Origin of the sequence: Deinococcus ficus (assembly GCF_003444775.1) — a bacterium.
Lineage (GTDB): Bacteria > Deinococcota > Deinococci > Deinococcales > Deinococcaceae > Deinococcus > Deinococcus ficus.
Map to the genome: position 1 here is coordinate 2,297,328 of NZ_CP021081.1, position 18,282 is coordinate 2,315,609.

Sequence of the window (18,282 nt, forward strand, 5' to 3'; positions counted from 1 at the left end):
CGGATATACCAGCCGACAAGCTGGCGGCACCGCCTGTCGTCAGGCGTGGTCCAAAGGACCAGGGGGACGCCCTGAGCGCCAGTGTCGCTTTTCCAGACGGCGCAGATCCGGCTGATGGGCAATGGACATCAGGTAGTCCGCCAGCGCCCGGAGTTCCTGATCCTCCGGGTCACCCGTCCAGCCGTGCACCCGCACGAGATGCCCGTAACCGCACAGGTAGTTGGAGGGCTGATCGTCCACCGCGAGCACCCGGTGCCCGGGGTAGCGCGCACGGATCCACTTCGCCCTGAACTTCCGGGCGGGCTTCCTCAGTTCATAGTTGCCCTCATCCGTCCGCCGCCAGGTACATCGTTCACGGTGCCAGAGGAAGAAGGCCTGTTCAGCCAGGTCAAAGCCAGTCTCAAGGGCAATGACTCTGAGCCCCTGACTCATCCAGTCTTCGGTCGCGGCGGTCCATACGGCCAGAGCGTACGGCCCGGCCACACTCCCCAGAAAGAATTGAAGGTGCGGGCGGAGCAAAAATTGGTGGCCACCAGCGGCCTCCGGGTCAGGGATGCCGTGCCAGCGGGTTTCATCCAGATCGAGAACGAGCAGGGGTCGGCTCGTTGACGTGTCCTGCATTCCTCATGCTGGCACAGGTAAATCCGCCTGACCCTGCGCCCGGCGGAACCGACCGGTTAATTCCCGGTCAGTGGTCGGTGGTGACGTGGTAGGTGCCGTCGCCCTGAGCGGTGACGGTCACGGTGCCCTGTTCGTCGGTGCGGTAGACGCGGATGCCGTTCTGGCGGTACAGGTCCAGCACTTCGGGCGTGGGGTGGCCGTAGCTGTTCTCGCCGACGCTGATCACCACGTTTTCCGGGCGGACGGCGGCCAGCCACGCGGCGTGGTCGCCATTGCGGGCGCCGTGGTGGATGCTCTTGTAGATCTGGACGGGGCCGCGCGCTTCGGGGCGGCCCTGGGCGAGCCACGCGGTGGTTTCCTCGCGTTCGCTGTCGCCGGTGAGCAGGGCGGTGAACTTGCCGAATTCGACGCGCACGCCGACGCTGTTGTTGTTCTGGTCGTCGTTCATGCCGCGCGGCGGGCCGAAGATGCGGACCTTCATGCTGCCCAGCGTGAACACCTGCGCGTTGGCCTTCTGGAAGGTGGTGCCGGCTTTTTCCAGTGCGGTGACGAGGCGGTCCCAGGTCTGGGTGGTGCCGGCCAGGCCGTTGTTCACGAACACGGTGGGTTTGGCCTGCGCGGCGGGCACCAGGCCAGCGATGTGGTCGGCGTCGGCGTGGGAGGCGACCATCAGGTCCACTTTCGTCACGGCGTACTGGTCCATCAGGGTGCGCATGCGTTCGCCGCTGCGGCCGCCGTCCACGAGGAGCGTTTTGCCTTCGGGGCTGCGGACGAGCACGGCGTCGCCCTGGCCGACGTCCAGGAAGCGCAGGGTGAGTTCGCCGCTGGGCGCTTCCGTTCCGGTGGGGGCGGGCCGGCGTCCGCCCCATCCGCCGCCGGCGCAGGCGGCCAGGGAGGCGGTGAGGAGCAGCACGACCACGCCGATCAGGTCGGAGCTGCTGGGGCCCCGCCGGGCGGCGGCCGGGGCTGGGGCGGCGGTTCGGCGCGCGCTGGCCTTCCCTTTCCCCTTGGCCGGGGTGGCGCGGGGCCGGGTCACAGGGCGGTCTCCTCGTCGTCCGCGGCGGTGTTCAGGGCGTCCAGCCGGGCCTGGGCGGTGCGGCGGCGCTCGGCGGTCTCGTCGGGCAGCACCCGGACGCTCGCACCGTCCGCGCCGGGCTGCACGGCCAGCACGTCCCCTTCCCGCAGGCCGCCGGGCAGCGCGGTGAGCGGCAGGGTGACGGTCACGCCGTCCTCGCGTTCCAGCCGCGCGACCGGGCCGGCCGGGGCGTCCTCCACGGCGTCCACCGTCCAGCGTTCCACGCCGTCCTCCCGCCCGGGGGGGCCGGGCAGGGGGCGCAACTCACGGTCCTTCATCCTTTCAGCGTAGCGCGCCGCGGCCCGGGCCTCTGCGGTGATCCGCGCACTTCCGCCCCGCTCAAGCACGCGCCCCCGCGCGGGGCGGGGGCGGGTCTGGAGCCGAGGGTCGGACTTGAACCGACGACCTACTGATTACGAATCAGTTGCTCTACCACTGAGCTACATCGGCCCGGTTTGCGGGCTTGGAAAGTATATGAATGCTGGCCGGGGGTGTCAACGTGCCGGGGCGGGCGGGGGGCGGGGGCGCGGCGGGGCTTATGCTCGTGGGCATGGCGTTCGAGACGGTATTCGGGAGGGTGGGGCGGCTGGACTGGTTGTGTCTGGCGCCGCACCCGGATGACGCGGAGATCGGGGCGGGCGGCGCCCTGATCCGCGTGGCGCGTTCGGGCGGGGCGGCGGGCGTGCTGGAGCTCACGCGGGGGGAGGGCGGCACGCAGGGCACGCCGGAGGTCCGCGCGGCGGAGTGCGTGGCGGCGGCGGCCGTGATGGGCCTGAGCTGGCGGGGGCAGCTGGGACTGCCGGACGGCGGGCTGGTGGATTCCGGGGCGGGCGCGCGGGCGCTGGCGGAGGTGCTGCGGGCCCTGCGGCCGCGGGTGCTGGTGGTGCCGCACTACCGGGACCGGCACCCGGACCATTTCGGGGCGTACCACCTGGCGAAGCGGGCGGTGCACCTGTCGGGGCTGGTGAAGGCGGAGCTGCCCGGGGAGACGCACCGGCCGGCGCGGGTGCTGCTGTACCAGGGGAACGCGGACATCACGCCGAACGTGCTGGTGGACGTGAGTGGCGTGCAGGACGTGTGGGAGAGGGCGGTGCTGGCGCATCACAGCCAGTTTTCGGGGCTGGCGGTGTCGGAGACGGTCACGCCGGAGATCGTGGAGCGGCGCCGGGCGCGGCTGATGTACTGGGGGACGCTGGCGCGCGTGCGGTATGCCGAGGCGTTCGAGGTGGAGGACCCGCTGCTGATCGACCCGGTGTCGCTGTAGCGCCTTACCTGAGGGCGCGGACGGTGGCGAGCACCTGCTCGGGGCGCACGGTGTACTCGCCGGGGGAGGCTTCCACGTGCGCGCTCTGCACCACGCCGGCCCGGTCGATCACGAACACGGCGCGGCCGCTGATGCCGCGCTCGTCGATGGCGACGCCGTACTTCCGGGCGGTGTCCAGGGTCATGTCGGCCAGCAGGGGAATGTCGATGCCGTACTCGGCGGCCCAGGCCTTGTGGGTGTGGACGCTGTCGCGGTTGATGCCCAGCACGACCGTGCCGGTGTCGGTGAAGTCGTCCTGCCGGCCGCTGTACTCGGGCAGCTGGATGCTGCACACCGAGCTGAAGTCCAGCGGGTAGAACACCAGGACCACGTTCTTCTGGCCGCGGTAGCTGCTGAGGGTGATGGTCTCGCCGGTGCTGGCGGGCAGGGTGAAGTCGGGCGCGGGCTGTCCGATCAGGCTCATGCCGGGAGTGTAGCGGGCGCGCCCTGCCGTAGCCTGTGGGGAATGCCTGCCCTGTCTGCCGTGCTGGAGGTCTTCCGCGTGTTCCTGCGCCTGGGCCTGACGTCGTTCGGGGGGCCGGTGGCGCACCTGGGGTTTTTCCGCGCGGAGTTCGTGGGGAGGCGCGGGTGGCTCACGGAGGAGGCGTACGCGGACGTGGTGGCGCTGGCGCAGTTCCTGCCGGGCCCGGCGAGCAGCCAGGTGGGGCTGGCGGTGGGGTTCCTGCGGGCGGGCGCGTGGGGGGCGCTGGCGGCGTGGGTGGGGTTCACGCTGCCGAGCGCGCTGGTGATGCTGGCGTTCGCGCTGGGCGTGGGCGGGCTGGGGGACGTGGCGGGCGCGGGGTGGCTCGCGGGCCTGAAGGTGGCGGCGGTGGCGGTGGTGGCGCAGGCGGTGGCGGGCATGTGGGGCAGCCTGGTGGCCGGGGAGGGCCGGCCCGGACGGGTGCGGGCCGCGCTGGCGCTGGGCGTGATGGCCCTGCTGGTCGTCTGGCCGGGCGCGGGGGTGCAGGTGGGGGCGCTGCTGGCGTGCGCGCTGGTGGGGTGGCGCCTGCTGCCGGTCCGGTCGGGCGGGGCGGGGCACCTCCCGCCGGTGCGCCTGTCGCGGCGGGTGGGGGCGGGGCTGCTGCTGGCGTGCGCGGGGCTGCTGCTGGTCCTGCCGGCGCTTTCGGAGCTGGGGGGCGGGTGGGCGATTCTGGACGCGACGGTGCGGGCGGGCGCGCTGGTGTTCGGGGGCGGGCACGTGGTGTTGCCGCTGCTGGAGGCGGGCTTCGTGCCGCACCTGCTGTCGCACGAGGCGTTCGTGGCGGGGTACGGGGTGGCGAACGCGGTGCCGGGGCCGCTGTTCACGTTCGCCACGTACCTGGGCGGGGCGCAGGGCGCGGTGGGGGCGGCGTGGGGGGCGCTGGTGGCCACGCTGGGCGTGTTCCTGCCGGGCGCACTGCTGATGCTGGGCGCCCTGCCGTTCTGGGCGGCGCTGGCGGGGAACGCGGGCGCCCGCGCGGCGATGGGCGGCCTGAACGCGGGCGTGGTGGGGCTGCTCCTGGCGGCGCTGTACAGCCCGGTGTTCACGTCCGGGGTGACCGGGCCGGCCTCGCTGGCCCTGGCGGTGCTGGCGTACGCGGCGCTCACGGCGGGGCGATGGCCGGCGTGGGCGGTGGTGGCGGCGTGCGCGGCGGCCGGGGCATTGCTGCTTTAGCCGGGCGTCTCCGCTTCCAGGCCGTAGATTTCCAGGAAGCGCCGGATGCGGGCGTCCAGGGTGGGCAGGGGCGCGACCTCGCCGCACACCCAGTCCGGCTGGTAGTGGCGGCACACGGCGGGCCGCGCGGCGTAGATGCCGCAGCGGCAGTCCGGTTGCAGGTGCGCGCAGGGCACGCCCAGGGGCTTTTTCAGCGCGTGGATGTCCGGCGCGGCGCAGCAGGCCCCGCAGCCGGTGCACTCGCGCACGAGCGGGCTGCGGGGCGGGGATTCGGGGGGCGCGGCGAAGCGGTCGGTCAAGGCCGCAGTCTACCGCCGGGGGTCAGTGGAAGGCTTTCATCGCGGCGATGAAGCGGTCGTTTTCCTGCGGGGTGCCCACCGCCACGCGCAGGCAGCCCTGGAGCATGTGCAGGTTGTCCTGCCGGCGGGTGACGATGCCGTGCGCGAGCAGGTGCGCGTAGGCGAGGTCGGCGTTGGGGGTGCGCATCAGGAAGAAGTTCGCCTGGCTGGGCAGCACCTGGCAGTTGGGGTGGTCGGCCAGCGCGGCCTGGATGCGGGCGCGTTCGCGCAGGCACTGCTCGATGCGGGCTTTCATGTACTCGGGGTGTTCCAGCGCGACTTCCAGCACGGTTTCGGTCATCACGTTCACGTTGAATGCCGACACGAGCTTCTGGAGGTTCTCGGCGACCTCGGGGCCGGCCAGGGCGTACCCGGCGCGGATGCCGGCCAGGCCCCAGGCCTTGCTGAAGGTGCGCAGGCTCAGGGCGTTGGGGTAGCGGCGCACGAGGTCGCGGCGGTCGGTGCCGCTGAACTGGTGGTAGGCCTCGTCGATCACGACCACCCAGTCGCGGGCGGCCTCCAGCAGTTCGAGCAGGTCGGCGTCGGTGTCGATGTGGCCGGTGGGGGCGTGGGGCTGCGCGATGGCGAGCACGCCGGGTTTGTGCCGGGCGAGTTCGGTCTTCAGCGCGGCGGCTGGCAGGGAGAAGTCGGGGTTCAGCGGCACCTGCACGAGTGTGGCGTCCAGCAGCTGCGCTTCGAGGCTGTACACGCTGAAGGTGGGGTTGGTGGTCAGGACCGTCTGCTCGATGCCGGCGAGTTCGGTGAGGATCTTGATCAGGACGTTGCTGCCGGGCGTGAGGACCACGCCGGTGTGCGGCCAGTCCTCGTAGCGGCCGATCAGGTGCTTGAGGGCGTCGGCGTGCAGGTCGGGGTAGCGGTTGAAGTCGCGTTCGGCGAGCCGGCGGTAGACTTCCTGCTTGAGTTCCTCGGGGAAGTCGTAGGGGCTTTCGTTCTGGTCGAGTTTGATGGGCACGTCGATGGACGTGAAGGGGTAGGCGGGCACCGCGCGGACGGCCGGGCGGATGCCGGCGGGTTCCGCGTGCGCGGCGGGTTCCTGGACGGTCATAGCGTCAGTTGTACCAGAGCCCCCACGGGCACACGCCGGATTTGTCCACGACTTCCAAACGTTTGTTAGTGTGCGTGCTACGCTCCGGACCAGCCGGCCGGCACGCCCGCCGCAGGCCGCGCGCCGACCCCTTATGAGTGACACCAGACCCCGCCGCGAGCAGATTCTCGATTCCGCCAGCCGCCTGTTCAGCGAGCGCGGGTATCACGCGACGAGCATGCGGGACCTGGCCGGGGAGCTCGGCATGCAGGGCGGCAGCCTGTACGCGCACATCACCGGCAAGGAGGAACTGCTGGTGGAGATCGTCTCGCACGCCTCCCGGCAGTTCGACGAGGCGCTGTTCCCACTGCGCGCCCTGGACATGGGCGCCGAGGAGAAGCTGCGCGAGGCGATGCACCGCCACATCCGCGTGGTGGCCGACAACATGGACAGCGCCACCGTGTTCTTCCACGAGTGGAAGCACCTGTCGCCGCAGGCGTACGCGCACGTGGTCACGTGGCGCGACACCATCGACCGCTTCTACCGCGACCTGGTGCAGGAAGGCATCGAGGAAGGTGCTTTCCGGGCGACGCTGGACCCGCGCATGACCGCGCACCTGATCCTGTCCGCGGTGAACTGGGCGTATACGTGGTACCGCCCGGGCGGCCCCATGACGCCGCGGGACGTGGCCGACCAGTACGCGGACATGCTGCTCTCCGGCCTGGGCGTGCGCGCGGGGCAGGAGGGCACGTGATTCCGCCGACCGTGACGGTGTCCGTGCGGGAGGCCGTGCGGCGCGGGCAGGAGCGGGCCGCGCGGCTGGGGCGCACGCAGCAGATGGAACTGGGCGAGGACCTGTTCATCCGGATCGCGCCGGGCGGCCGGAAGTTCCTGCTGTTCTGCCTGGACGCCGAACCGCAGCGCGAGACGGCCGAGGAGCTGGCGCGGGTGCTGGAGCTGCGCGACCCGCAGTTCGGGTGGCATCAGGGCGCCACCCTGCGTTCGCTGACAGTGGTGGAAGCCGGGGCGGACGAGCATGAGAATTCTGACGAAGGTGGCTCATCTGAGCCCTGAGCGGCTCATGCCCCTCCAATCCGGCGCCTCTACGGTGAACGCATGAAGAAACTGGCAGTGGTCCTCACTCTTCCCCTCGCGCTGGGCCTGGCCGCCTGCGACACCCTCGGCGTGCCGAAACTCGACGTGAGCGGCAACATCCTGGGCACCAAGCCCAGCGGCACCGTCCGCCTCACGCTGCGCGGCACCACCGTCAACGGCTGGCAGACCCCGGTGCTCGACCAGATCAACATTCCCACCTTCAACCCGGAGAAGAGCGCCTACGCGATCAGCCTGCCCGAGAAACCCTCAGACGGCGCGTACGAACTGCTCGCCTACGCCGACACCGGCGCCACCGCCAACCGCTACGACGAGGGCGAGACCCGCACCCAGGTGACCGGCAAGGTCTTCATCTACGCCAAGGACGGCCTGGGCGACAAGAGCGCCAAGGACTGCCTGAACGTGAAGGCCGGCTGGAGCCTGTGCGACACCGCGACCATGAAGGTCGACCAGAGCGGCACGCCCTTCGATTACGACATGACCTGGTAACACGCCAAACAGGACAGGGGCCGCGCGGATACGTCCACGCGGCCCCTCTTTACTGGGAGGTTCAGGCCTGGGGCGTGGCGCCCTCGAAGGTGCCCTTGAACTTCTGGAGGTCCTCGGCGATCTGCTGGCTGGGTTCCTCACCGAACAGTTTCGCCACGGCCGCCCCGAGCGCCCCGGCGGGCGGCCGGTAGGACAGGGCCACGTGCACGCGGGTGCTGCCGCCGGGCAGGCTCTCGAACTGCACGCTGCCGGCGTTGTCCACGGTCGCGCCGGGCAGGCTGTGCCAGCCGATGCGCTCGCCGGGCTTGTCGTTCACGATCTCCGCTTCCCACTCCACGTGCGTGCCCAGGGGAGCCTTCGCCACCCAGCGGCTGCGCTTGTCGTCCAGCACGGTCACGCTGTCCAGGTGGCTCATGATCTGCGGCAGGTTCTCCAGCTTGCGCCAGAAGTCGTACACCTGCTGCGCGGGCCGGTCGATCACGATGCTGTGCTCCACGAAGATCGGCTTGGCCGCGGCGCTGTTCCCGGTCAGGCCGGCGGCGGCCATGACAGGGTCGTTGCCGGTGGCGGCCTTGTACGCCAGGTACCCGCCGGCCCCGGCCATCAGGAGCCCCAGGGCGCCGCGCTTCTTGAGGCCCATGAGCACCAGGGCGCCGCCGAGGGCGCCGCTCATCATGCGGCTCTGATCCATGCTGGTCGTGTGGTTGTCGTTGGTCATGCGTGGTTCCTCCGTTGCAGCGAGTGTAGGGGCTGCGGGCCGGGCGTGGCGTGAACGCCGTCCCAAGCCGGGTTAGGGTTCCGCACCCGTGGACGGCCGCGGGTGCCCCTGCCCGGGCGGGACGCGGTTACTCGTCCTGCCCGCGGGTCTTCTGGTCGATGATCTCGTCCGCCGCGGCGCGGTCCGCGCCGGTGGTGGGGCCGCCCTGCACGTGCGGGTCAAGGTTGGTGTTCATGCCCTGCGTGGCGGTGGCGCTGCCGGTGTGCGTCTCCTGCGTGATGGGCGTGCTGACGCTGGTGTTGCCCACCGGGTCGCGGCCCTGATCGTTCTCCGGGCGGTTGATGGCCTGCATGCCGGCGCTCAGCTGGTCGGCGTCGGCCCGGTTGGTGCCCAGGCGGTCGGTGCCGGACTGCTCGGCGGCCGGCTGCACCGGGGCGGCGCGCCCGGACTCTAAGGTGGTGTCCGGCGCGGAGCCGGGGGTGGGGCGGCCGGGGTGTTCTTCTCCCATGGGGTCCTCCTGTGAACGCCGGCCCGGAACAGAGGCGGGGCCGGCGGGGGCTGGGCACGCGGGCGTGCCGGTGGTCCGCCCTGCATGCTGCGCCGGGAACCGTACGGGCCGGATGTGGCTGCCTTACACCAGCACTTATCTACGCGCCAGCCGGCCCGGAACGCGGGGGCCGGCCGGCGGCGCGCTAGGCTGGCGGGCGTGACCTGCCCCGCCGAGCGGCCCGCGCCGCGGTTCCTGAGCCCCCACGTTTCCCCCCGCCCGGAGTTCCGGTGAGCAGCCGCGCCGCGCCGGCGGCCACGCGGCTGGACCCCCGCTCACTGACCCTGATCGTGGTCACGATCCTGTTCTGGGCGTCGGCGTTCGCGGGCATCCGCGAGGGCCTGGACCACTTCACGCCCGGGCACGTCAGCCTGTACCGCTTCCTGGTCGCCAGCGTGGTGCTGCTGGCGTACGCGCTGGTGCGGCGCTTCCCGGTGCCGGCCTGGGGCGACCTGCTGCGGATCGGGGGGCTGAGTTTCTTCGGCATCACGCTATACCACGTGTTCCTGAACTACGGCGAGGTGTCCGTCCCCGCCGGCACCGCCAGCCTGATCATCGCCGCCGGGCCGGTCATCACGGCGCTGCTCGCCACGCGCTTCCTGGGCGAGCGCCTCAACGCCCTGGGCTGGGCGGGCACGCTGGTCAGCCTCAGCGGCGTGGCCCTGATCGTGCTCGGCAAGGGCGAGAACCTGGACTTCACGCGCGGCGCGCTCCTGATCCTGGGGTCGGCGGTGTTCACCAGCGTGTACTTCGTGTTCCAGAAACCGCTGCTGTCCCGCATCGACCCGCTGCACTTCACGGTGTGGTCCCTGATCCTGGGCACGCTGCCCATGCTGGTGTTCCTGCCGGGCTTCACCGGTGAACTCGCGCGCGCGCCGCTGGGCGCCCACGCCGCCATGGTCTACCTGGGCGTGTTCCCCTCCGCGCTGGCGTACCTGACCTGGACGTCCGCGCTGGCCCGCGTGGGTCCGGGCGTCACCACGTCCTTCCTGTACGTGAGCCCGGTCCTGGCGATCCTGATCGCGTGGGCGTGGCGCGGGGAGCTGCCCACGGTCCTGAGCGTGCTGGGCGGCCTGATCGCCGTGGCCGGCGTGATCGCCGTGAACACCCGCGGCCGCCTGCCCGCCCTGCCCCGACCTGGGGGGAGCGCGTGAGCGGGTCGGTTTCGGTCGCGCCGGTCTCCCCCACCGCCGTGACGGACCCGGTCATCCGCCTGCAGGACCTCACGGTGCGCCTGTCGGGCCTGACCATCCTGGACGGCGTGAACCTGAACGTGCAGCGCGGCGAGTTCCTGGCCGTGATCGGGCCCAGCGGCGAGGGCAAGAGCACCCTGCTGCGCGTGATCGCGGGGCTGCAACGCCCGCACTCGGGGAATGTGGAGGTGGCCTCGCCGCCCGCGATGATGTTCCAGGACGACCGCCTGCTGCCCTGGCGGACCGCGCTGCGCAACGTCCGCCTGCCCCGCGACCTGGGCGCCGGCGGCAGCCTCACGCCGGAAGAGGCGCTGTCCCTGGTCGGCATGAGCGAGTACGCCGCCTACTACCCGGCGCAGCTGTCCGGCGGAATGCGGGCAAGGGTGTCCATGGCGCGCGCGCTGGCGCAGAGCGGCGACATCCTGCTGCTGGACGAACCCTTCGCCGCGCTGGACGCCCTGGTCCGCGAGCGGTTCAACACCGAGCTGCGCCACCTGCACGACAAGACCGGGCAGACCACGATCCTGGTCACGCACTCCATCCGCGAGGCCGTGCTGCTCGCCGACCGGGTCGCGGTGCTGCGCGGCGGGCGGCTGCTGGAGGTGCTGGACACCCGCGGCGAGGGCCGCATCAGCGCGTACACCGACGGCCTGGAAGCGCACCTGCGGTCCTTGCTGGGCGCCGGGGACAGCACCCGCCTGCGCGTGACCGCCGGCGACCGCACCCGCCTGGAGGGCCTGGCCCCGCTGGCAGCCGTGCTGGCGGTCCTGGCCGCCTGGTGGCTGGGCGCCCGCGCGCTGAATGACGCGTACCTGCTGCCCGGCCCGGCCGCCGTGTGGAACGAACTGGCCCGCACGCCCGGGGATTTCCTAAGCGCCACCTGGGAGACCCTGCGGGTGACGCTGCTGGGCGCCCTGCTGGGCGGCCTGGTCGGCATGCTGATCGGGTACCCGCTGGGGAAGATCCGGGCGCTGGAACGCCTGCTGAGTCCCTTCGTGGTCGCGGCGCAGAGCACGCCCATCGTGGTGCTCGCGCCGCTGCTGGTGATCTGGTTCGGGTTCGGGACGCTGCCAGCCGTGCTGGTCAGCGCCCTGAGCGCCCTGTACCCCATCATGATCAGCACCATGGTCGGCGTGCGCGAGGTGCGCCCCACCGACCACGAACTGTTCACCACCCTGGGCGCCACCCCCGGGCAGCGCCTGTTCCGGCTGGAACTCCCGTCGGCGCTGCCGGTCATGCTGGGCGGCCTGCGGCTGTCGCTGAGCCTCGCGCTGATCGGCGCGGTCGTGTGGGAATTCGTGAGCAACCGCGCCGGGCTGGGCTTCCTGGTGAACCAGGCGGGGTCCTACTACAACTCGGCGCGCAAGTTCGCCGCGATCACCCTGCTGATCGCCCTGGGCATCGGCCTGTACCTGCTCGTCACCACCGTGGAAAAACAGGTCCTGCGCTACCGCGGCCGCTGAGAGATTTCAGGCCAGCGCCTGCGCCAGATCGGCCTGCAGGTCCCCCGGGGCTTCCAGGCCCACGCTCATGCGGATGGTGCTGGGCGTGACCCCCGCCGCGCGGCGCGTCGCCTCCGGCAAGCGGCCGTGCGTGGTCGTCCAGGGGTGCACGACCAGCGTGCGGCTGTCCCCCAGGTTCGGCACGATCCGCAGCACCTTCAGCCGCGCCAGGAACCGGGCCGGGTCCGGCACCTCGAAGGTCAGCACCGCGCCCTGCCCCCGCGGCAGGTACGTGCGGGCCAGGGCGTGCCAGGGACTGCTCTCCAGGCCGGGGTAACTCACGCGCCCTACCGCCGGGTGAGATTCCAGCCACTGCGCGAGGCTCAGGGCCGTGGCGCACTCGCGGTCCATGCGCAGCGCCACGGTCTCCAGCCCCTGCGCCAGCAGGAACGCGCTGTGCGGGCTGAGCACCATGCCCAGCTGGTGCGCGCCGAACCACCGCTGCCGCCACGCCAGCGCGTTCACGCCCCGCACCGCCAGCAGGCTCTGGTCGCCGCCCTCCGTGTAGATGGCGTTGCGCGTCAGGTCATGCCCCTCCCCTACCGTGACGCTGCCGCCCATCACCGTGCCGTGCCCCCCGGCCCACTTCGTGAGGCTGTGCGTCACGATGTCCGCGCCGTGCTCCAGCGGCCGGCACAGGTACCCCGGCCCGGCCCAGGTGGAATCCACGCCCAGCACCGCGCCGCCCGCATGCGCGATGTCCGCCAGGGCCCGCAGGTCCGGGACGTCCCCGGCCGGGTTCCCGATGATCTCCGCCCACACCAGCCGGGTGTTCTCCCGCATCGCGCCTCGCACGTCGTCCGGGGTGTTCGGCACCACGGCGGCCGTGACGCCCATCAGCGGAAGCACGTTGTTCAGCAGGCCCGCCGTGCCGCCGAACAGGCTGCTGGACGCCACCACGTGATCCCCGGCGCGGCACACGCTCATGATCGCCGTGATGGTCGCCGCCTGCCCCGTCGCCAGGGCCACCGTGGCCGCCCCGCCCTCCAGCGCCGTGAGCCGCTCCTCCAGCGCCCGCACCGTCGGGTTCTGGATCCGGGCGTAACTCAGGCCCTGCCCCAGCTGAAATTCCTCGGCGCCCTGCTCCAGCGTCTCGAACTGAAACCCGGCCGCCGCGTGAACGGGAATCCCGACCGTCTCACCCAGGCCGCGTGGAATGCCGACCTGCACGGCCTGCGTCTCATAGGCGGGGGGGTCTTGCGGGACAGGATCAGTCATCCCGGCATGCTAGGCCACCCCGGCCAGAACGCCGCGGAGTTGTCCTCTCCGGTGGCCCCCCAGCGGCGGTGGGCAAATGCGCGCGCATCCGACCGAACCGACGGAACCCACCGACCCGGCCACCGTCGCCCCGGCCGCCCCCGCCGCCGGACAGTCCCTGGACCTCATGAAGATCGGCGAGACCGCCCAAACCACCCAGGCCACCGTACAGGCCATGACCGACCCCGCCAGCGCGGACTTCGACGCGGACCTCGCCAACATCCTGAAGCTGATGAGCGCGGCCGGCCCGGCCGCCCAGAGCCTCCTGCAGCGACTCAGGATGCGGTCCTGCAGACAGGCACCTTCACCATCACGGCAGATGGCATGTCCAAAATCAGCGAGTCGCCTGCTGACGGCCTCATCGTTGACAACAAGACGAACGGTCTGAAGCTGACGACCGAGTGGAAGGTGGGCGGCACCCAGACGGTCTGGTTGGAACGGAAGGATAACTACAACACCTACCGCCAGGAGCTGCCCACAAATACCCGCGTCACCGTGACCGGTGGTGGCAAGACGCTGGCCAGCGTCGCACTGACCATGAAGCCCGGCGCGTGCCTGAGCGTCACCGGGCCCGAGGCGCTGACCGTGAACGGCTGGGTGGGCCGGGAAACGAACCCACCCCTGAGCATGAACCTCGCCTACGGCTGGACAGACAGCACCGTCACGCTGAAGGGCAGCGGGCAGTACCTGACGAAGACCCGGAAGGCCACCACGGACTTCGACGTGACGGTGGACGCCGCCACCACCGGCCGCTGCACGCCTGAAAGCATGAGCATCGTCCTGAAGGGCCTGAAGGCGACGGCCAGCGCGGTCCTGCCGGGTCAGCGGCTGGACGCCGCGGTGTACGCCAGCAACGTGAAGAACCTGGAGTTCAGCCACACTGCCCTGAGCGTGAGCAACCCCTTCGCGCAGGTGTCCGGGCAGCTGAGCGCCAGCCTGAAGTACAACACGCACAGCGTCCTCACGGCGTTCGGTGAGCTGGCGAACGGGAATGCCAACCCCCTGCCGGGCGATCAGGTGAAGGTGCAGTTCGTGCAGAACGGCCAGCTGGTCAGCACGACCCTGGAAGCCCTGTTCATGCAGAACATGCGCTGAAGTCTTTGCCGCTCAGCCCCGCCGCCTGATCTCGCAGGCGGCGGGCTTTCTGTTTACTGGCCGGTCGCAGCCAGCCGGTACAGCAGCGTGGCGAGGCCCTCGGCGTTCTGCTCCAGGGTGTGGCCGTGCAGGACGCGCTGGCGGGCCGCATTGCCCATGCGCTCGCGGTGCGCGGGGTGCCGGGCGAGGAACCGCAGCGCCTTGACGTACCCGTCCACGCCGGAGCCAACCAGCAGGCCTTCCTGGCCGAAAGTGATCAGTTCCCGCTGGGCGGGGATGTCGTTCGTGACGATGGGCGCGCCGCTGCTCATGGCTTCCAGGGTGGCGAGTGACTGGTTCTCGGCGATGGTGGGTTGCAGGACGGCGTCGGCGGCGCGGTACAGCTCGGGCACGTCGTGGCGTTTGCCGAGGAAGCGCACGTTCCTGGGCGCGACGGCCCTGAGGGGAGCCTCCAGGTACCCGGTGCCGGCCAGCACGAAGTCCAGTTCCGGTGCGCGGCGGGCGGCGGCGATGACGGTGGGGTGGTTTTTCTCGATGCTGAAGCGGGCGACGGTCAGGACCGTGAAACGGGTGAAGCCATACTCGCGCCGCAGCGCCTCACGTTCGTCCGGCCCGGCGGGGCAGAATTTCGTGGTGTTCACGCCGTTCGGGACGGCATGCACGTGCGGCATGCGGTGGTGGCGTTGCAGGTAAGCCGCGCCCCAGCGGGACACGGTGACCACGTGGTTCGCGCCGCGGATGTCACCGGCCTGCAGCACCTCGTAGAACGCGCGGTAGATGCCCTGCGGCAGCAGCGGGATGTGCAGCATCAGCTGGTCGTGCACCAGGGACACGAAGGGGCCCCGCAAGGTGCGGTAGTACTTGCGGTACCCGCGGGCGTTCCAGCTGCTCAGCAGGGTCAGGTCGAAGGCGCCGGCCTGCTGCACGGCCGCGACCTCGGCCAGGGACCGGTAGGCGTGTACGGGAATGCCGCGGTCCTGCAGCTGCGCGCGGAAGTCGGCGGTGCCGGCTGCGGCGGGCAGGGCGACCTCGGCGTGAATGCCGTGCTCGCGCATGGGCGGGATGAGTTCCCGCATGTACACCTCGCTGCCGCCCACGGCCGGGGCGTCGGTGACGAACAGCACGCGAAGGGAGGGCGGGCGGCCGGGCGCGGTCATCCGCAGAGCTTAGCGTCCGCCGCTTCGCGTCAGGGACCGCAGGAGGTGGGCTGGTCGCGCAGGTCGCGCACGGTGGCCTTGCCGACCAGCGTGACCTGCGTCTGGAAGGCCCGGCCGTCCCGCCGATACTCCAGGTCGATGGTGTCGCCCACCTTCGCGCGGCGCACGGCGGTGATGACCGCGTCGGCGTCCGGGGTGGCCGCGCCGTTCACGCTCGTGATGATGTCGCCCAGCTGCGTGAGGTTCCCGCTGCGGTCGCACTCGCTGCCGCGCAGGCCGGCCCGTTCGGCGGGGCTGCCGCGCGCCACGCGGGAGAGCACGCCCCCGCCGGCCGCGCCGCTGTGCACCGGGTCGAACACCATGCCCACCACCGGCACGTCCCGCCGCTCGCCGCGACGGAGGGCCGCGAGCAGGTCTCCGCCTTCCTGGACGGGCACGGCGTAGCTGCGCTGGGTGATGTCGTTGTCGTCCACCAGGATGTAACTCACCACCCCGATCGCCTGCCCGTTGCCGTCCAGCACAGGCCCGCCGCTGTCGCCAGGGGCGAGGGGCGCGGTCATTTCCAGGGTGCCCTGCGGGAAGTCGGCCCGGCCGGCCTGCGCGCCCAGCCGCAGCAGCTGCCCGCGGCGGGGTTGCAGGTAGTCGCCGTCGCTGTTCCCGATGGCCAGGACCGTCTCGCCGGGACGGGGGGCGCGGGTGGTGACCTTCAGGTACGGGAAGGGCCCGCCGTTCAGGACGCTGAGGATGGCCACGTCGGACGCCGCGTCGAAGGCGGTCACGCGGGCCGAATACGTCTTCCCGGACAGCGTGTTCACGCGGAACAGCGTGCCGGTGGACACCACGTGGTACGCGGTGAGGACCTGCCCGCTGTCCGTGATGAAAAAGCCCGTCCCGATGCCCGCCTCGCGCGTGGCGGGGTCCAGGCTCTCCACCCGCACGACCGCCGGGCGGGCCTGCTCGAACAGGGTCTTCGTCTCGGGCGGCAGCTGGTTGGGCAGGGTGCGGGTTTCCGGGATGGGCACGGCCGGCGCCGGGCCGGTCTGCGGGAACAGGTAGGCGCCCAGGGCGAGCAGCAGCAGCACGGGCAGCCAGGGCCCGGACCTCATCGCGTCCACCCCGCGCGGCCCGCGGCCGGCGGACGCGTCCCTGAATTCAGGTTCGGCCCTGCCGGGTGACCCGCTGCTCGTTTCCGCCTCACCCCGGCAGTGTACGGTCCGCGCGCAGGGGCGACGGTGGGCGAAGGCACGGGTGGGGCGCCGGTCCCGTACGCTGTGCTTCATGCGGTTTTGGGTGTTGAAGTCGGAGCCGGACGTGTTCGGGTTCGCGGATCTGGTGCGGGTGGGGCGCGAGCCGTGGAACGGGGTTCGCAACTACCAAGCGCGGAATTTCCTGCGGGAGATGCGGCCCGGTGACCTGTGCCTCTTCTACCATTCGAACGCGCGGCCGGCGGGCGTGGCGGGCGTGGCGCGCGTGGCGGCGGGCGCGTACCCGGACGACCTGCAGTTCGACGCGCAGAGCCGGTACTTCGATCCGAAGTCCTCGCCGGACAACCCGCGCTGGAGCATGGTGGACGTGGAGCCCCTGGTGGCCTTTCCGGGCGTGGTGCCGCTGGACGTGCTGCGGACGCTGCCGGAGTGGGCGGACTCGGCGCTGACGCGCAAGGGCACGCGCCTGAGCGTGCTGCCGGCGACGGACGAGCAGTTCTGGGCGGTGCTGGACGCGGCGGGCCTGAGCCTGGAAGACCTGAACCGCCTGACCCCGTGAGCATCCTGTTCTCGCCGCTGTCGCGGGCGGACGTGCCCCTGCTGACCGCGTGGCTGCAGGCGCCGCACGTGCGCGCCTTCTGGGACGACGGCGAGCGGGACGAGGCGGCGGTGGAGGCGCACTATTTCGCGCCTGAGCGGGACGCGCCGGGCTTCCTCTTCGGGGTGGAGGGCACGGCGGTGGGGTTCCTGCAGATCTACCCGGTCGGGCCGGAGGCGGAGTTTGCGGCCTTCGCGGCGGCGACCGGGGAAACGTGGGGCGTGGACCTGCTGATCGGGGACGTGGCATGCACCGGGCTGGGGCCGGCGGCGCTCCGAGCATTCCTGACGCGGTGGCAGGCGGAGCGGCAAGGGGCGCTGCGCCGGCTGCTGATCGACCCGGAAGTGAGGAACGTGCGAGTGGTACGGGCCTACGAGAAGGTGGGGTTTCGCCCATTGGCACGGCGTGGAAACCTGCTGATCATGGCGCTCGACCTTTCGGCGGAGTCAGGGGAATGAGACCCCTGAGAAGTTCCCCACACTCATCCCGTTTCACATCACATTAATGAATAATGAAGAATGCCATGGTAGGGCATGACCGTCCTGCTCGCCTGCGCGGCCATCGCGGCCTCCCTGGCCCTGGCCTCCCGCCAGCGCAAACCCAAAATGCAGCGCCTCCCGGCCCGCACCCGGCGCCTGCGCCGCGCTTGACCCCGTGACGCGCGACCGGCCCGGGGTGAAGGCCGGCCGGCCGCACTTGCGGCATACTCCGCACGGATGCCCGTGACCCCGCCCCCCGTGACTTGGCCTGACCACCCCCCCACCCTGATGTCCCGCCTGGGCACCCGGGCGCTGCGCCTGATCGGCTGGACGCCCGTGCTCGCGCCGCCCCCCGCGCGGAAACTGGTGGCGTGCGTGGCGCCGCACACCAGCAACTGGGATTTCTGGCCCGGCATCTTCTGGGTGTGGGCCACGCGCAGCCCCGTGAAGTTCGTGGCGAAACACAGCCTGTTCCGCTTCCCGGCCGGGGTGTTCATGCGCGCGGTGGGCGGCGTGCCGCTGGACCGCCGCCGCGCCGGCGGAAACTTCGTGGACGCCGTGGTGGACATGATCGCCGCGCAGAAGGAGATCATGCTGGTGGTCGCGCCCGAAGGCACCCGCGACCGCACCGAGCACTGGAAGACCGGCTTTTACTACATGGCCCTGGAGGCCGGTACGCCCATCGCGGTGACGGTCCTCGACTGGGGTCGCCGGCGGGTGGGCGTGGTCGGGTACGTGCAGCCCACCGGGGACATTGAGGCGGACTTCGCCGCGATCCGCGAACTGATGCGCGGCGTGAAGGCGCACACTCCGGCCGATTTCGGCCCGATCGTGCCCCGCCCCGCGGACCCGGCGAAAACCGGCGGGTAAATCAGAACACTCAGCGGCCCGGG

23 protein-coding genes and 1 tRNA gene are annotated in these 18,282 nt (G+C 71.5%); 12 read left to right on the forward strand and 12 right to left on the reverse strand.

Annotated elements, in window-relative coordinates:
• Positions 1 to 39: 39 nt before the first annotated feature.
• The 4 genes from DFI_RS11185 to DFI_RS11200 form a co-directional block, all read right to left on the reverse strand.
• Complete coding sequence (locus tag DFI_RS11185; protein ID WP_118375883.1) at positions 40 to 621, reverse strand: HAD family hydrolase; 582 nt, start codon at positions 619 to 621, stop codon at positions 40 to 42.
• A gap of 67 nt (positions 622 to 688) precedes the next feature.
• Positions 689 to 1,657 carry a ComEC/Rec2 family competence protein gene (locus tag DFI_RS11190; protein WP_244940268.1) on the reverse strand — a complete coding sequence of 323 codons (969 nt, stop codon included), beginning with the start codon at positions 1,655 to 1,657 and terminating at the stop codon, positions 689 to 691.
• The gene (locus DFI_RS20750) at positions 1,654 to 1,974 is read right to left on the reverse strand and encodes a DUF3006 domain-containing protein (protein WP_022801229.1); all 321 of its coding nucleotides are present in this window, start codon (positions 1,972 to 1,974) and stop codon (positions 1,654 to 1,656) included. Before DFI_RS20750 ends, DFI_RS11190 begins: the two co-directional genes overlap by 4 nt.
• Positions 1,975 to 2,071: 97 nt before the next feature.
• A tRNA-Thr gene (locus DFI_RS11200) sits at positions 2,072 to 2,146 on the reverse strand.
• 100 nt (positions 2,147 to 2,246) lie between these two features.
• Between DFI_RS11200 and bshB1 the strand changes: the two genes are divergently transcribed.
• A complete protein-coding gene (bshB1, locus tag DFI_RS11205; protein ID WP_043778234.1) occupies positions 2,247 to 2,960 on the forward strand; it encodes a bacillithiol biosynthesis deacetylase BshB1 in 714 nt (237 codons plus the stop codon).
• A 4-nt stretch (positions 2,961 to 2,964) separates the two neighbouring features.
• Here the strand turns inward: bshB1 and DFI_RS11210 are convergent, their stop codons facing one another.
• Positions 2,965 to 3,423: a peroxiredoxin gene (locus DFI_RS11210; RefSeq protein ID WP_027463163.1), complete on the reverse strand. Its 459-nt coding sequence runs from the start codon at positions 3,421 to 3,423 to the stop codon at positions 2,965 to 2,967.
• Positions 3,424 to 3,465: 42 nt separating this feature from the next.
• Here DFI_RS11210 and chrA point away from each other — a divergent pair, with 42 nt between their 5' ends.
• Positions 3,466 to 4,653 (forward strand): chromate efflux transporter, encoded by a 1,188-nt coding sequence (gene chrA, locus DFI_RS11215; RefSeq protein ID WP_027463164.1) that lies wholly within the window; start codon positions 3,466 to 3,468, stop codon positions 4,651 to 4,653.
• On the opposite strand, the gene DFI_RS11220 is transcribed toward chrA, so the two are convergent.
• Together DFI_RS11220 and hisC are read right to left on the reverse strand one after the other, a co-directional pair.
• Positions 4,650 to 4,952 carry a YkgJ family cysteine cluster protein gene (locus DFI_RS11220; RefSeq protein WP_027463165.1) on the reverse strand — a complete coding sequence of 101 codons (303 nt, stop codon included), beginning with the start codon at positions 4,950 to 4,952 and terminating at the stop codon, positions 4,650 to 4,652. The two genes, chrA and DFI_RS11220, sit on opposite strands and share 4 nt — an antisense overlap.
• A gap of 22 nt (positions 4,953 to 4,974) precedes the next feature.
• Entirely contained in the window at positions 4,975 to 6,057 is a 1,083-nt protein-coding gene (hisC, locus tag DFI_RS11225; protein ID WP_027463166.1) for a histidinol-phosphate transaminase, read from the reverse strand.
• Positions 6,058 to 6,190: 133 nt separating this feature from the next.
• Between hisC and DFI_RS11230 the strand changes: the two genes are divergently transcribed.
• From DFI_RS11230 to DFI_RS11240, 3 genes are read left to right on the forward strand one after another with little or no spacing between them, the layout of a single operon-like run.
• On the forward strand, positions 6,191 to 6,790 hold the full coding sequence (locus DFI_RS11230; protein WP_043778237.1) for a TetR/AcrR family transcriptional regulator: 600 nt from the start codon (positions 6,191 to 6,193) through the stop codon (positions 6,788 to 6,790).
• Positions 6,787 to 7,110 carry a hypothetical protein gene (locus DFI_RS11235; RefSeq protein WP_043778240.1) on the forward strand — a complete coding sequence of 108 codons (324 nt, stop codon included), beginning with the start codon at positions 6,787 to 6,789 and terminating at the stop codon, positions 7,108 to 7,110. Before DFI_RS11230 ends, DFI_RS11235 begins: the two co-directional genes overlap by 4 nt.
• 42 nt (positions 7,111 to 7,152) lie before the next feature.
• Positions 7,153 to 7,638, forward strand: a complete 486-nt coding sequence (locus DFI_RS11240) for a hypothetical protein (protein ID WP_027463168.1) — start codon at positions 7,153 to 7,155, stop codon at positions 7,636 to 7,638.
• Between the two features lie 61 nt (positions 7,639 to 7,699).
• Here the strand turns inward: DFI_RS11240 and DFI_RS11245 are convergent, their stop codons facing one another.
• The gene (locus DFI_RS11245; RefSeq protein ID WP_022801220.1) at positions 7,700 to 8,356 is read right to left on the reverse strand and encodes an SRPBCC family protein; all 657 of its coding nucleotides are present in this window, start codon (positions 8,354 to 8,356) and stop codon (positions 7,700 to 7,702) included.
• A gap of 127 nt (positions 8,357 to 8,483) precedes the next feature.
• Complete coding sequence (locus DFI_RS11250) at positions 8,484 to 8,864, reverse strand: hypothetical protein (protein ID WP_118375884.1); 381 nt, start codon at positions 8,862 to 8,864, stop codon at positions 8,484 to 8,486.
• Between the two features lie 269 nt (positions 8,865 to 9,133).
• Between DFI_RS11250 and DFI_RS11255 the strand changes: the two genes are divergently transcribed.
• Positions 9,134 to 10,057 (forward strand): DMT family transporter, encoded by a 924-nt coding sequence (locus DFI_RS11255; RefSeq protein ID WP_043778244.1) that lies wholly within the window; start codon positions 9,134 to 9,136, stop codon positions 10,055 to 10,057.
• Positions 10,054 to 11,559 (forward strand): ABC transporter permease subunit, encoded by a 1,506-nt coding sequence (locus DFI_RS11260; RefSeq protein ID WP_043778247.1) that lies wholly within the window; start codon positions 10,054 to 10,056, stop codon positions 11,557 to 11,559. Before DFI_RS11255 ends, DFI_RS11260 begins: the two co-directional genes overlap by 4 nt.
• A gap of 6 nt (positions 11,560 to 11,565) precedes the next feature.
• On the opposite strand, the gene DFI_RS11265 is transcribed toward DFI_RS11260, so the two are convergent.
• The gene (locus tag DFI_RS11265) at positions 11,566 to 12,816 is read right to left on the reverse strand and encodes an O-acetylhomoserine aminocarboxypropyltransferase/cysteine synthase family protein (RefSeq protein ID WP_027463171.1); all 1,251 of its coding nucleotides are present in this window, start codon (positions 12,814 to 12,816) and stop codon (positions 11,566 to 11,568) included.
• Between the two features lie 76 nt (positions 12,817 to 12,892).
• Here DFI_RS11265 and DFI_RS20220 point away from each other — a divergent pair, with 76 nt between their 5' ends.
• Together DFI_RS20220 and DFI_RS11270 are read left to right on the forward strand one after the other, a co-directional pair.
• Entirely contained in the window at positions 12,893 to 13,243 is a 351-nt protein-coding gene (locus DFI_RS20220; protein WP_155864560.1) for a hypothetical protein, read from the forward strand.
• Positions 13,180 to 13,950, forward strand: coding sequence for a hypothetical protein (locus DFI_RS11270; protein WP_027463172.1), 771 nt, complete (start codon positions 13,180 to 13,182; stop codon positions 13,948 to 13,950). Before DFI_RS20220 ends, DFI_RS11270 begins: the two co-directional genes overlap by 64 nt.
• A gap of 53 nt (positions 13,951 to 14,003) precedes the next feature.
• Here DFI_RS11270 and DFI_RS11275 read toward each other — a convergent pair whose 3' ends face one another.
• Together DFI_RS11275 and DFI_RS11280 are read right to left on the reverse strand one after the other, a co-directional pair.
• Entirely contained in the window at positions 14,004 to 15,107 is a 1,104-nt protein-coding gene (locus DFI_RS11275; RefSeq protein ID WP_027463173.1) for a glycosyltransferase family 4 protein, read from the reverse strand.
• Positions 15,108 to 15,136: 29 nt separating this feature from the next.
• Positions 15,137 to 16,213, reverse strand: coding sequence for a S1C family serine protease (locus tag DFI_RS11280; RefSeq protein ID WP_027463174.1), 1,077 nt, complete (start codon positions 16,211 to 16,213; stop codon positions 15,137 to 15,139).
• A 172-nt stretch (positions 16,214 to 16,385) separates the two neighbouring features.
• Here DFI_RS11280 and DFI_RS11285 point away from each other — a divergent pair, with 172 nt between their 5' ends.
• The 3 genes from DFI_RS11285 to DFI_RS11295 all read left to right on the forward strand — a co-directional run bounded on the left by DFI_RS11285 (position 16,386) and on the right by DFI_RS11295 (position 18,259).
• The gene (locus tag DFI_RS11285; protein WP_027463175.1) at positions 16,386 to 16,871 is read left to right on the forward strand and encodes an EVE domain-containing protein; all 486 of its coding nucleotides are present in this window, start codon (positions 16,386 to 16,388) and stop codon (positions 16,869 to 16,871) included.
• Positions 16,868 to 17,368, forward strand: a complete 501-nt coding sequence (locus DFI_RS11290; protein WP_027463176.1) for a GNAT family N-acetyltransferase — start codon at positions 16,868 to 16,870, stop codon at positions 17,366 to 17,368. The genes DFI_RS11285 and DFI_RS11290 overlap by 4 nt, the downstream gene beginning before the upstream one ends.
• Before the next feature lie 264 nt (positions 17,369 to 17,632).
• Positions 17,633 to 18,259: a 1-acyl-sn-glycerol-3-phosphate acyltransferase gene (locus DFI_RS11295; RefSeq protein WP_027463177.1), complete on the forward strand. Its 627-nt coding sequence runs from the start codon at positions 17,633 to 17,635 to the stop codon at positions 18,257 to 18,259.
• Positions 18,260 to 18,282: the final 23 nt, after the last annotated feature.